Source organism: Streptomyces sp. RLB3-17 (assembly GCF_007113425.2).
In the GTDB taxonomy this organism is placed as follows: domain Bacteria; phylum Actinomycetota; class Actinomycetes; order Streptomycetales; family Streptomycetaceae; genus Streptomyces; species Streptomyces mirabilis_D.
Map to the genome: position 1 here is coordinate 9,423,601 of NZ_CP041610.2, position 12,749 is coordinate 9,436,349.

At 70.0% G+C, this 12,749-nt stretch carries 8 protein-coding genes; 3 read left to right on the top strand and 5 right to left on the bottom strand.

The genetic code is table 11. The features are described 5' to 3' along the window. Window positions 1–97 precede the first annotated feature (97 nt). The 5 genes from FNV62_RS42295 to FNV62_RS42315 form a co-directional block, all read right to left on the bottom strand. Window positions 98–3,016: a glycoside hydrolase family 2 TIM barrel-domain containing protein gene (locus FNV62_RS42295; protein ID WP_144316014.1), complete on the bottom strand. Its 2,919-nt coding sequence runs from the start codon at window positions 3,014–3,016 to the stop codon at window positions 98–100. Further along, complete coding sequence (locus FNV62_RS42300; protein ID WP_225900574.1) at window positions 3,016–3,900, bottom strand: carbohydrate ABC transporter permease; 885 nt, start codon at window positions 3,898–3,900, stop codon at window positions 3,016–3,018. The genes FNV62_RS42295 and FNV62_RS42300 overlap by 1 nt, the downstream gene beginning before the upstream one ends. A 12-nt stretch (window positions 3,901–3,912) precedes the next feature. Next, window positions 3,913–4,875: a carbohydrate ABC transporter permease gene (locus FNV62_RS42305; RefSeq protein WP_054234542.1), complete on the bottom strand. Its 963-nt coding sequence runs from the start codon at window positions 4,873–4,875 to the stop codon at window positions 3,913–3,915. Continuing rightward, entirely contained in the window at window positions 4,875–6,161 is a 1,287-nt protein-coding gene (locus tag FNV62_RS42310) for an ABC transporter substrate-binding protein (protein ID WP_097287200.1), read from the bottom strand. The genes FNV62_RS42305 and FNV62_RS42310 overlap by 1 nt, the downstream gene beginning before the upstream one ends. Window positions 6,162–6,309: 148 nt before the next feature. After that, window positions 6,310–7,347 carry a carbohydrate kinase family protein gene (locus FNV62_RS42315; protein ID WP_054234551.1) on the bottom strand — a complete coding sequence of 346 codons (1,038 nt, stop codon included), beginning with the start codon at window positions 7,345–7,347 and terminating at the stop codon, window positions 6,310–6,312. Window positions 7,348–7,473: 126 nt separating this feature from the next. Here FNV62_RS42315 and FNV62_RS42320 point away from each other — a divergent pair, with 126 nt between their 5' ends. The 3 genes from FNV62_RS42320 to FNV62_RS42330 are packed head-to-tail and all read left to right on the top strand — an operon-like array spanning window position 7,474 to window position 12,667. Then, complete coding sequence (locus FNV62_RS42320) at window positions 7,474–8,241, top strand: DeoR/GlpR family DNA-binding transcription regulator (protein ID WP_054234544.1); 768 nt, start codon at window positions 7,474–7,476, stop codon at window positions 8,239–8,241. After that, window positions 8,238–9,575, top strand: a complete 1,338-nt coding sequence (locus FNV62_RS42325; protein ID WP_054234545.1) for a 6-phospho-beta-glucosidase — start codon at window positions 8,238–8,240, stop codon at window positions 9,573–9,575. The genes FNV62_RS42320 and FNV62_RS42325 overlap by 4 nt, the downstream gene beginning before the upstream one ends. Before the next feature lie 44 nt (window positions 9,576–9,619). Continuing rightward, window positions 9,620–12,667: an alpha-mannosidase gene (locus tag FNV62_RS42330; RefSeq protein ID WP_144316015.1), complete on the top strand. Its 3,048-nt coding sequence runs from the start codon at window positions 9,620–9,622 to the stop codon at window positions 12,665–12,667. Window positions 12,668–12,749 lie beyond the last annotated feature (82 nt).

The window sequence follows — 12,749 nt, forward strand, 5'->3', positions numbered from 1 at the left end:
AAGGTGCGAAAGGTCAGTGAGGAGTGCGAGTCAGGTCGGGCGTCGAGTCACGTCGAACGGGTCGAGCCGGTGGGACGGGCGGCGCGCCGCGCGCGGGTCAGAGCACGCGCAGCGTCCAGGACCAGCGGTGGGAGCCGGCCGGGACGAGATGGCCGGGCGAGGTGTCGGGTCCGCACGAGGCCGTGCCCACCCCCCGGTGCGCGGCGTCGAGGTGCACCACGCAGCCGGGCCGCGGCACCAGCTCGTCGTGATGGGTGGCGGCCGCCAGATCCGCGGCCCGGTAGCGGGTCACGGTCACCTGGCGCGGTTCGTCGAGCGCGACCGCGCAGCCCGTGGCGTCCGGCGCCGAGAGCGTGAAGCGGCGTACACCGTGCCGCCCGCCGCTCTCCTGCGGACGCAGATAGGGGGTGAACAACTCGTCCACGGGGAGGGAGTGGTGGCCCACCGGCGCGCCTGTGCTCCGGTCCGGGTAGGACTCCCAGGGGCCCTGCCCGTACCACTCCAGGACATCGAGCCCGGCGACCGTCTCGAAGACCGAGCCCACCCGCGGTACGTCGTCGAGCGCGGCCGGCAACTGCGCCGTCTCCTCGATCCGCACCCCGCCCTCGACCCGGGTGAACACCTGCTCGTGACGTACGGCGCCCGCCAGGGTCGCGTACTCGGCGACCACGGTGACGCTTCCGTCCTCGCGGCGCACGTCGACGAGCTTGCGTTCCGGTGCGTCGAGCCCCCAGGCCCGCCAGCGCACCGCCATGCCGCCGAGCTCGTCGTTGTCGGTCGGTGTCCGCCACAGAGACAGCACGGGGGCCGCGGTGAGCAGCGGATGGACGAGCAGCCCGTCCTCGTCGACCTCGACGGCGGAGTCCGGCAGTACGGCGGAGCTCACGGGGGTGGCCGCCCTGAGTCGCACCTGCGGCACACACACCTCCGTGCCGCGCGGTGCCCACGCCTCCTCGTCCGCCGTGGTCACCCGCAGCGTCAGCCAGGCCTCGCCGCCGTCCTCCGGCAGCGTGAACGGCATCGGCACAGCCACCGATTCGCCCGCCCGTACGTCGGGCAGCTCGGCCGCGGCCGTCAGCGTGCCGCCCTCCGCGAGGGACAGCTCCCACTCGGCGGTCAGCCACTCAAGGCCCCGGAAGTGCTGGTGGTTGGTGAGCCGCAGCTCGCCCCCGACGTACGCGAGGCGCACCGGCGCCGCGATCTCCCGGTGCTCGTACATCACCGGCTTGGGCGTGCGGTCGGGGAAGACGACCCCGTCGGCGACGAAGGCGCCGTCGTGGATCGTCTCGCCGAAGTCGCCGCCGTAGGCCCAGCGGTGGCCCGGCGCGGCGACACCGTTGTCATACAGCCCGACGCCACCGCGCCCGGCCGGTCTTCCGTCGTTCACGCGTTGAAGAATGCCGTGGTCCCAGAACTCCCAGATGAAACCGCCCTGAAGCCCTGGGGTTGACTCGATGGCGGCCCAGTGGTCGGCCAGCGTGCCGTTGCTGTTGCCCATGGCGTGCGAGTACTCGCACTGGATGAGCGGCTTGGTCTGCTCCCCGGAGAGGGCGTGCGCGACACAGTCCTCGAGCGGCGCGTACATGGGGCAGGCGATGTCGGAGGCGACCTTCGGGTCGGCCCAGCCCAGCTTCGCCGCGCCCTCGTACTGGAGGGGCCGGCTCGGGTCGTGGCGGCGCAGCCAGCCCGCGGCGGCGTCGTGGTTGGCGCCGTAGTCGGACTCGTTGCCCAGCGACCAGATGATCACCGAGGGGTGGTTCTTGTCGCGCAGGACCATACGGGAGACGCGGTCCACGAAGGCGCCGAGGTAGCGGGGATCGTCGGCGATCTCGTGCGCGTGGTCGTGCGCCTCGATGTTCGCCTCGTCCACGACGTAGAAGCCCAGCTCGTCCGCGAGGTCGAGCAGGGTCGGGTCGTTCGGGTAGTGGGCGGCACGGATCGCGTTGAACCCGAAGCGCTTCAGCGTCACCAGATCGGCGCGCATGTCGTCGTACGACACCGTCCGGCCCGTCAGCGGGTGGAAGTCGTGCCGGTTGACGCCCCGGATGTAGACCCGCTCGCCGTTGAGGAGCAGGTCCCGGCCGCGGATCTCGACCTCGCGGAAGCCCACGCGGTGGTGCGAGGTGTCGGCGACCGAGCCGTCGGCGCGGTGCAGCCGTACGGTCAGGTCGTACAGTTCGGGCGTCTCCGCGGTCCAGGTGCGGACTCCCGCGACGACCGTGGTGAGACGGGCTTCGCCGAGGAAGTCGGAGACCCGGCCGTCCTCCTCCTTGAACCGCTCGTACTCGGCGTCCTGGGTGAGCAGCTGGCCGTCCAGCTCCCCGGTGACGTACCAGCCCTCCGGCAGCGCGCCCCCGGCGTCCCGCACGTGGCAGTCGACCCGCAGGCCGCCGTCGCACCGCGTCCGTACGGTCACGTCGGCCAGCCACAGCGGATCGGTCGCGTACAGCAGCACCGAGCGGGTGATCCCGGCGTGCCACCACTGGTCCTGGTCCTCGAGGTGCGAGGCGTCCGACCACTTGACGACGGTGAGCCGCAGCGAGGAGCGCTCTCCAGGGCGAACGACGTCGGAGAGGTCGAACTCGGCCGCGAGGTGCGAGTCCTTGGACACGCCGACGGGCCGCCCGTCCACATGGACCAGCAGCACGCTCTCGGCGGCGCCGACCTGGAGCACGATCCGGCGGCCGGCCCACTCGGCGGGGACGTCCACCTCACGCTCGTAGACGCCCGTCGGATTCGCGTCCGGCGAGGTGGGCGGGAACTCGCCCCAGGGCATCGTGAAGTTGGTGTACTGCGGCAGGTCGTCGGTGTCCTGGGTGGTCCAGGAGCCGGGCACCTGGAGCGAGGACCAGGCGAGACCGGGGGCCGAGGTGGGTGTGGGCAGCAGTTGGAAGCGCCAGGAGCCGTCCAGGGAGAGGGCACCGGCCCGGCGGTCGACGGCGTTCATGGGCAACCGCCCCCAGGAGGTCACCTCAGGTGCTTCCCAGGGGCGGAGCGCGAGCAGCGGGTCCGTCATCAGCGGATGGCTCCCTTGCCGAGGTCCGCGATGATCTGCTTGGCGCCGATCGCGAAGACGATCAGCAGGGGGACGAGGGCGAGAAGCGCGCCGGTCATGACCATTCCGTAGTCGGTGGTGCCGTGGACACCGTTCAGCTGGGAGAGCGCGACCTGGAGGGTCACGTTGTCCGGGTTGGTGAGGGCGATCAGCGGCCAGGCGTAGTCGTTCCACTGGCCCATGAAGGTGAAGATGCCGAGGAAGGCGAGGCCCGGCCGGACCACCGGGAGCGCCACGTGCCAGTACTGGCGCAGGAAGCCCGCCCCGTCCAGCTTGGAGGCGTCGATCAGCTCGTCGTGGATCGCGCTCTTCATGTACTGGCGCATCCAGAAGATGCCGAACGCGTTGGCCGCCGCCGGGACGATCAGCGCGGTCATCGAGCCGATCCAGCCCAGCTTCGCCATGATCACGAACTGGGGGATCGCCTGGAGCTGCGCCGGGACCATGAAGATGACCATCATCAGCGCGAACAGCACCCGGCGGCCCGGGAACTGGAACTTGGCGAACACGAACGCGGCCAGCGAGTCGAAGAACAGGACCAGGACGGTCACCGAGCACGCGACCAGCAGCGAGTTGAACATCGACCCGAAGAAGTCGACGTTGTCGAAGAGGTTGCGGACGTTCTCGAGGAAGTGCGAGCCGGGCAGCAGCTTCGGCGGGTAGGAGAAGATCTCCGTCGACGAGTGCGTCGACATGATCACGGCCCAGTAGAACGGGAAGACCGAGAGCAGCAGACCGATGATCAGGGAGAGGTGGAGGGATATGCCCCGGCGCCGTGACCCCTTGATGGTCGACGTGTGCCCCGCCCCCTTCATGGAGGCCGATGAACCCTTGAGGATTGCCATGGTGGGGCCTCCCTAGTCTTCGCCCCGGCGCTGCACCAGGCGCCAGTTGATGATCGAGAAGATGATGACGACGAGGAAGATGCCCCAGGCCACGGCGGCGCCGTAACCGAAGTCGTTGTTGTCGAAGGTCTGCTGGAAGAAGTAGAGGACCATCGTCTGGCCCGAGTGGCCGGGGCCGCCCGCGAACGACGAGTTGTTGTCCGTGGTCTGCAGCAGCACCTGCGGTTCGGAGAACGTCTGCAGGCCCGTGACCGTCGAGATGATGAGCACGAACAGCAGCACCGGACGCATCAGCGGCAGCGTGATCCGGAAGAAGGTCTGGACGGGCCCGGCGCCGTCCATCCGCGCCGCCTCGTACAGCTCGCCCGGGATCGTTTGGAGCCCCGCGAGGAAGATGATCGCGTTGTAGCCGGTCCACTGCCAGGTCATCAGCACGGCGATGGCGACCTTGATGCCCCACGGTGTGTTCAGCCAGGCCACCTGGTCGAGGCCGACCGCCTGGAGCAAGGCGTTCGCCAGGCCGAAGTTGGTGGAGAAGACCGAGCCGAAGATGATCGCGACCGCGACGATCGAGGTGACGTTCGGCAGGAAGTAGGCGAACCGGTAGAGGTTCTTGAAGCGGACGGCCGAGTTGAGCATCACGGCCGTGACCATCGCCAGGAAGATCATCGGGAAGGTGGCCAGCGCCCAGATGATGATCGTGTTACCGATCGAGGTCCAGAACTGGGTGTCCGACAGCAGATAGCGGTACTGCGAGAGCCCCGCGAACTCCATCGAGCCGAGGCCGTCCCAGCGGTGGAACGACAGATAGAGCGAGAAGCCGACCGGGATCAGACCGAAGGCGAGGAACAACAGATAGAAGGGGGAGATCGCGGCGTACAGCCGCCAGTAGCTGAGGATGCCCTTCTTGGGGTGGGTGACGGGGGTCTCGGCGAGGGCCGCGGGGGGCGTGTCGACCACGGGTGCGGTAGCCATCAGTAACTCACCCCCAGGTGGTCCGCGATGCGCCGGCACTTGCTCATGGCGTCCCTCCAGGCCTTGTCCGGGTCCTTGCCGAGGACGGAGAAGTTCCGCAGCTCGTCGTTGATCGGGGTGCTCAGTGCGACGTCGTACGGGCTGTTGAAGGCGACCGGGATGTTCTGCGCCGCCGGACCGAAGACGTCCATGGTGACCTGGTCGCCGAAGAAGGCGTCGGGTTCGCGCAGCTTCTTCATCGCGTAGGACGCGGGGGTCGAGGGGAAGAGCACCGAGTCGACGAAGCCCTGGGCCTGGTTGCTCGCGTCGAGCATCCAGGTGATCATCTCGAAGGCCTTCTCGGGCTCTCGGCACGCCTTGGTGATCGCGAGGAACGAGCCGCCGATGTTCGAGGGCCCGCCCGGACACGCGGCCACCCGCCACTTGCCCTTGGTCTTGGGTACGTTGAGCTTGATGTCGCCGGCCGCCCAGGAGGCGTTCAGCTGGCTGGGCAGCAGGCCCCGCTCGGTGGCCGAGGTGTTGTCGGCCGTACCGTTGATGATCTTCGAGACCAGTCCGCGGCGGGTGGCCTCGACGGAACGGTCCCAGGCGGTGCGTACGTGCTCCTGGTCGCCGATGAAGTGCCGGTCCTTGTCGACGAACCGCTTCGTCGTCTGGTTGACCGAGATGCCGAAGACACTGAGCGCGTCGGTCAGGATGAACGTGCCGGGGAGGCGCTTCTTCAGCTGCTCGCCGGCCGCGAAGAACTGGTCCCAGGTGGCCAGCTCCCTGGAGACGTCCGCGGGCTCGTAGGCCAGTCCGGCCTTCTCGAAGACGGCGGGCTGGTAGTAGTGCGCGACCGGACCGCAGTCGATCGGGAAGCCCACCATCGAACCGTCCGGGGCGATGCCCTGATCCCACTTCCAGGGCAGGTACCGGTCCTTCAGTTTCTCGGCACCGAGCGTGCGCAGGTCCACGAACTGGTCGGAGTTGGGCAGATACGAGGCCATGTCCTCGCCCTTGAGCCCGGCTATGTCCGGAATGTGGGCGCGTCCGGTCATCGTGGTCATCAGCTTCGAGCGGTAGTAGCCGCCGATCTGGATGGCCTGCAGATTCACCGCGCTGTCGTAGCGGGCCTTGGCGTCCTGGACGACTTTCGGGCTCAGCCCGCCGCTCCAGTACCACAGGACCATGTTGCGTCCGGTCGAGCCGGTCGGAACGCCGCAGCCGGTCGCCAGGCCGCCCAGCGCCGTGGCGGCCGTACCGGCCAGGCCGGCGCGCAGCAGGCCCCTTCGTGAGAGCCGCACAGCTCCCACCGCCTTTCGGATCTTTTCGGTCTTCGCGTACGAGGGGTCTTACGTGGGGTCTTGCAGGGGGTCGTGCATGGGGTGTTTCGCGTTGTGATGCGTGGGGTCATGCGTGTTGTGCGTGTCATGCGGGGGGTTGCGCGTGGGGTCATCGGGGTGTGCCCGGCCGACGCGTGGCGTCGGGCGGGGTCACGGGGGCGGGACGGACGGGCGGGCCCGGGTCCGCCGGGACGCGGTCGGCCAGGAAGCCGTACGCACGCCGCAGTTCACGGTCTTCGAGCGTCTGCCACCAGCGGTGGACGCCGTACCAGCCGGGCGCGGCCAGCGCACCGCCGTGCCGCTGCACGGACAGGCCCGCGGCCAGCACCGCGAAGCGCAGCCGTTCCTCCAGCGGCCAGCCGCCGAGCGAGGCGGCGACGAAGCTCGCGCCGAAGACGTCTCCGGCACCCGTCGCGTCCAGGACGTCGACGGGGAGGGCCGGCACCTCCGCGTACTCGCCCGTCGTCTGGTCCACCGCGACCGCGCCGTCGCCGCCCCGGGTGACCACGGCGACCGGCACCAGCTCGGTCAGCGTGCCCAGGGCCGCGACCGCGCTCTCGGTGCGCGTGTACGCCATCGCCTCCGTCTCGTTCGGGAGGAAGGCGTGACACAGGGAGAGCTGGTCGAGGAGGTCCCGGGACCACTGTTGTGTGGGGTCCCAGCCGACGTCCGCGTAGATCTGGGTGCCGGCCGCGGCGGCCTTGGCGAGCCAGGCGCGCGGTTCGGCCTCGATGTGCACGAGGGCGGTGCGCGCCTCGGGCGGGTCGCCCATCAGCTCGTCCTGCGAGTACGGCGGTTCCTGGCCGTGGGTGACCAGGGCCCGGTCGTTGCCGTGGGCCAGCGAGACGGTGACGGGAGTGTGCCAGCCGTCCGCGGTGCGGGACAGGGAGAGGTCGATGCCCTCCTGGTCGGCGAGGACCTCACGGCAGTACGCGCCGTAGTAGTCGTCACCGAAGACCGTGGCCAGGGAGGTGCGCAGGCCGAACCGGGAGGCCGCGACCGCCAGGTTGGCGATGCCGCCGGGGCTCACGCCCATTCCCTCGGTCCAGATCTCCTCGCCGGCCGTCGGCGGCTTCCCCAGTCCGGTGAGAACGAGGTCGTAGAAGAGCAGCCCGGTCAGCATCACATCGGGCCGTTCGTCACCCACGAGCACATCCTCTCGTCAAAACTCTGCAAGCGGTGCACAGGATCGTGCGCGCCTCTGGCCAATTTGGCAAGAGTCGAGCAGAACTGAGCATAGAAATGATTGGGAATGACGAGTACTGTTCATAGGGTGCTGGCAGAGCGACGACATCAACTCATCCTGCGGGCCCTGCGCTCCGGCGGGCCCGCAGCCGTGACCGATCTCTCCGAACAGCTGGGCGTGAGCCCCGCCACGGTCCGCCGTGACCTGCTGAAACTGGAGGAGGAAGGCCTGCTCACGCGGGTGCACGGCGGGGCGGTCGTGGAGGAGGGCGACCAGCCCTTCGCCGAGGTCGCCGAGGTCCGTGTGGCCGAGAAGGACGCCATCGCGGAGCGCGCCGCCTCGATGGTCCAGGACGGCCAGTCCGTCCTGCTGGACATCGGCACCACCGCCTACCGGCTGGCCCGGCAGCTGCACGGCCGCCGGATCACCGTGATCACCAGCAACCTGGTGGTCTACGAGGAGCTGGTGGACGACGAGGACATAGAGCTGGTGCTGCTCGGCGGAATGGTCCGCCGTGAGTACCGCTCCCTGGTCGGCTTCCTCACCGAGGACAACCTGCGACAACTGCACGCCGACTGGCTGTTCCTCGGTACCAGCGGGGTACGGCCCGGCGGGCAGGTGATGGACACCACCGTCGTCGAGGTGCCGGTCAAGCGGGCCATGATCGAGGCGGGCGACAAGGTCGTCCTGCTCGCCGACCGCGCGAAGTTCCCGGGTACGGGGATGGCGCGGGTCTGCGGCCCCGAGGAGCTGGACGTGGTGGTGACGAACGGCCCGCTGGACCCGGCGACGCGGTCGTCGTTGGAAGAGGCGGGCGTGCAAGTGGTCGTGACAGGAAAGGCGGAAACGGCGTGAAGCTGACGATTCTGGGTGGCGGCGGATTCCGGGTGCCGCTCGTGTACGGGGCACTCCTCGGGGACCGCGCCGAGGGCCGCGTCACCCATGTCGTGCTGCACGACGTGGACGCCGGACGGCTCACGGCCGTCGCCCGGGTGCTGGCCGAGCAGGCGAAGGACCTGCCGGACGCCCCCGAGGTGTCCTTCACCACCGACCTCGACGACGCCCTGCGCGGCGCCGACTTCATCTTCTCCGCGATCCGCGTCGGCGGCCTGGAGGGACGAGCCGACGACGAGCGGGTGGCACTCGCGGAGGGCGTCCTCGGCCAGGAGACGGTCGGCGCCGGCGGCATCGCGTACGGCCTGCGCACGGTCCCCGTGGCCGTGGACATCGCGCAGCGGGTCGCCCGGCTCGCCCCCGACGCCTGGGTCATCAACTTCACCAACCCGGCCGGACTGGTCACCGAGGCCATGTCCCGTCACCTCGGCGACCGCGTCATCGGCATCTGCGACTCGCCGGTCGGCCTCGGCCGCCGCATCGCCACCGTCCTGGGCGCCAACCCCCGCGAGGCCTGGATCGACTACGTCGGCCTCAACCACCTCGGCTGGGTGCGCGGGCTGCGCGTCGCGGGCCGCGACGAGCTGCCGCGGCTGCTCGCCGACCCCGAGCTGCTCGGCTCCTTCGAGGAGGGCAAGCTCTTCGGCGTCGAGTGGCTGCAGTCCCTGGGCGCCGTCCCGAACGAGTACCTGCACTACTACTACTTCAACCGGGAGGCCGTCCGGGCCTACCAGCAGGCGGAGAAGACCCGCGGCGCGTTCTTGCGCGACCAGCAGGAACAGTTCTACGCCGAGATGAGGCGCCCGGACACCGCCGCGCTGAGTGCCTGGGACCGTACGCGGGCCGAGCGCGAGGCCACCTACATGGCGGAGAACAGGGACGCGGCGGGCGCGGGCGAACGCGACGCCGACGACCTCTCCGGCGGCTACGAGAAGGTGGCGCTGGCCCTGATGCGGGCCATCGCCCGCGACGAGCGCACCACGCTCATCCTGAACGTCCGCAACCGCGGCACGCTGGGCGTGCTCGACACGGAGGCCGTCATCGAGGTGCCCTGCCTCGTCGACGCCAACGGCGCCCACCCGGTCGCCGTCGACCCGCTGCCCGACCACGCCAGCGGACTGGTGTGCGCGGTCAAGGCGGTGGAGCGCGAGGTCCTGTCCGCCGCCGAGTCCGGCTCGCGCACGACCGCCGTCAAGGCCTTCGCCCTGCACCCGCTCGTCGACTCCGTGAACGTGGCCCGCCGTCTGGTCGAGGGGTACACGTCGGTCCATCCCGGCCTGGCGTACCTTAAGTAAGCGCTTTCCCCCTTTCTTGGCTTCTTGGCTCCTGGAGACCCCACATGCACGACGAACGCCGCCGGATCGAGGAGCGCGTCGCACGCGTCCACGACCAGCGCATCAAGCCCGCGATCTACGCCGCCTCGGTGCCCTTCGAGGTCGAGGCCTGGCAGGCGCCCGGCGAGCCGGTCCCCTTCGAGGAGGCTGCCGCGGCGCCGTACAAGCCCTTCGCGATGGACACCCCCTGGGGGCCGCCGTGGGGCACCACCTGGTTCCGGATGCGCGGCTCGGTTCCCGCCGACTGGACGGGCAAGCGCGTCGAGGCCGTCTTCGACCTCGGCTTCGTGGGCGACTGGCCCGGCAACCAGGCCGAGGCACTCGTCCACCTCCCGGACGGGGTCCCGCTGAAGGCGGTCAACCCGCAGAACCAGTACGTGCCGATCGCCCACCCGGCCACGGGCGGCGAGGAGATCCACTACCTGGTCGAGGCGGCCTCCAACCCCGACATCCTGGCGAACGACTTCGCCGGCCCGACCCCGCTCGGCGACCGCCTCACGGCCGGTGACAAGCCGCTCTACACCTTCAAGCGCGCCGACATCGCCATCCTCGACGAGAACGTCTGGCACCTCGACCTCGACGTCCAGGTGCTGCGCGAACTCATGCTGGAGCTGGGCGAGCTCGACCCGCGCCGCCACGAGATCATGATCGCGCTGGACCAGGCGATGGACGCCCTCGACCTGGACGACATCTCCGGGACCGCCGCCGCCGCCCGCGCGGTGCTGGCCCCCACCCTGGCCAAGCCCGCGCACGCCAGCGCCCACACCCTCTCCGCGGCCGGGCACGCGCACATCGACTCCGCCTGGCTGTGGCCGATCCGCGAGACCAAGCGCAAGACCTCCCGCACCTTCTCGAACGTCACCGCGCTCGCCGAGGAGTACGAGGAGTTGGTCTTCGCCTGCTCGCAGGCCCAGCAGTACGAGTGGGTGCGCGACAACTACCCGCACGTGTGGGCGCGCATCAAGAAGGCCGTCGCCGACGGGAACTGGGCGCCGGTCGGCGGCATGTGGGTGGAGGCCGACGGCAACCTGCCCGGCGGTGAGGCGCTGGCCCGCCAGCTCATCCACGGCAAGCGGTTCTTCATCGAGCACTTCGGCATCGAGACCAAGGGCGTCTGGCTGCCGGACTCCTTCGGCTACAACGCGGCCTACCCGCAGCTCGCCAAGCTCGCAGGCAACGACTGGTTCCTGACCCAGAAGCTGTCCTGGAACCAGACCAACAAGCTGCCCCACCACAGCTTCTGGTGGGAAGGCCTCGACGGCACCCGCATCTTCTCCCACTTCCCGCCCGTCGACACCTACAACGTCGAGTTCTCCGGCAAGGAGATGGCGCACGCCGTCCGCAACTACCAGGACAAGGGCCGCGGTACGACGTCCCTGGCCCCCTTCGGCCACGGTGACGGCGGTGGCGGCCCCACCCGCGAGATGATGGAGCGCGCCCGGCGGCTGGCGAGCCTGGAGGGCTCGGCGAAGGTCCGGGTCGAGCACCCTGACGCCTTCTTCGCCACCGCCCGCGAGGAGATCCCGGGGGACCAGGTCTGGTCCGGTGAGCTGTACTTGGAGCTGCACCGCGCCACCTACACCTCCCAGGCCCGCACCAAGCAGGGCAACCGGCGCAGTGAACACCGCATGCGCGAGGCCGAGTTGTGGGCGACCACCGCCGCACTGAACGCGCCGGGCTACTCCTACCCGTACGAGAAGCTCGACCGGCTCTGGAAGACGGTCCTGCTCCACCAGTTCCACGACATCCTGCCCGGCTCGTCCATCGCCTGGGTGCACCGGGAGGCCGAGGCGGAGTACGCGCGGGTGGCGAAAGAGGTCGAGGCGATCACGGCCGAGGCCGTGGCCGCGCTGGGCACGGGCGAGACCCGGGTGTTCAACACCAGCCCGGTCGACCGCGCCGAGGTGGTCCGCACCTCCGTCGGCATCCCGATGTACGCCGAAGTCCCCGCGAACGGCAGCGCGTTGCTCGACGCGGGTGAGCCCCCGCAGCCGGTGAGCGTCGACGGCCGCGTCCTCGACAACGGCCTGGTCCGCGTCGAGCTGGCCGAGGACGGCACGCTGGCCTCCGTACGCGACCTGACGGCCGACCGTGAGGTCCTGGCCGACAAGGGCAACCTGCTCCGTCTGCACAGCGACCTCCCGAACTACTGGGACGCCTGGGACATCGACAAGCACTACAAGAACCGCTACACGGACCTGCTCGACGCCGAGTCCGTCACGGTTGTCGAGGACGGCCCGCTGCTCGGCGCGCTGAAGGTGGAGCGCGCCTTCGGCAAGGGCTCCCGGATCGTCCAGACGATCACCGTGCGGGCCGGCAGCCGCCGGATCGACGTCGAGACCGAGATCGACTGGCACGAGGCGGAGAAGATCCTCAAGGCGGCCTTCCCGGTGGACATCCGGGCCCCGCACTCCTCCGCGGAGATCCAGTTCGGCCATGTCCAGCGGCCCACGCACACCAACACCAGCTGGGAGTCGGCCCGCTTCGAGGTCTACGGCCACCGCTGGGTGCACATCGCCGAGCCCGGCTACGGTGTCGCGGTCATCAACGACTCGACGTACGGCCACGACGTCTCCCGCACGGTCCGCGAGGACGGCGGTACGACCACGACCGTACGCCTGTCCCTCGTGCGCGCCCCGCGCGTGCCGGACCCCGAGGCCGACCAGGGCAAGCACCGCTTCACCTACGCGCTGCTGCCGGGCGCGAGCATCGAGGACGCGATCGCGGAGGGGTACGCGCTCAACCTGCCGCTGCGGGTGGCGGATTCGGCCGGTCCGGCCGAGCCCGTCGTCTCCGTGGACGGCGAGGGCGTGACCATCGAGGCGGTCAAGCTCGCCGACGACGCCTCGGGCGATGTCGTCGTACGCCTCTACGAGTCCCGCGGAGGTCGCGGCACCGGCACCCTGCGCACCGGCTTCCCGCTGGCGGGGGCCCAGGTGACCGACCTCCTGGAGCGCCCGCTGACGACGGTGGACACGGACGGGAACGCGGTCGCGGTCGCACTGCGCCCCTTCGAGGTGCGGACGCTGCGGCTGGCGGTGGCGAAGGCGTGACCCCAGTTCCCATGAAGTACTAGGGAAACGGTAAAAGGCCTGGTCACGGCGGGGTTTCCGCCCGCCGTGACCACGGCGCTCC

Bases quoted from the DNA above. Each gene is read 5' to 3' on its own strand.
- FNV62_RS42295 (WP_144316014.1), bottom strand. From the start codon at position 3,016: ATGACGGACCCGCTGCTCGCGCTCCGCCCCTGGGAAGCACCTGAGGTG.
- FNV62_RS42300 (WP_225900574.1), bottom strand. From the start codon at position 3,900: ATGGCAATCCTCAAGGGTTCATCGGCCTCCATGAAGGGGGCGGGGCAC.
- FNV62_RS42305 (WP_054234542.1), bottom strand. From the start codon at position 4,875: ATGGCTACCGCACCCGTGGTCGACACGCCCCCCGCGGCCCTCGCCGAG.
- FNV62_RS42330 (WP_144316015.1), top strand. From the start codon at position 9,620: ATGCACGACGAACGCCGCCGGATCGAGGAGCGCGTCGCACGCGTCCAC.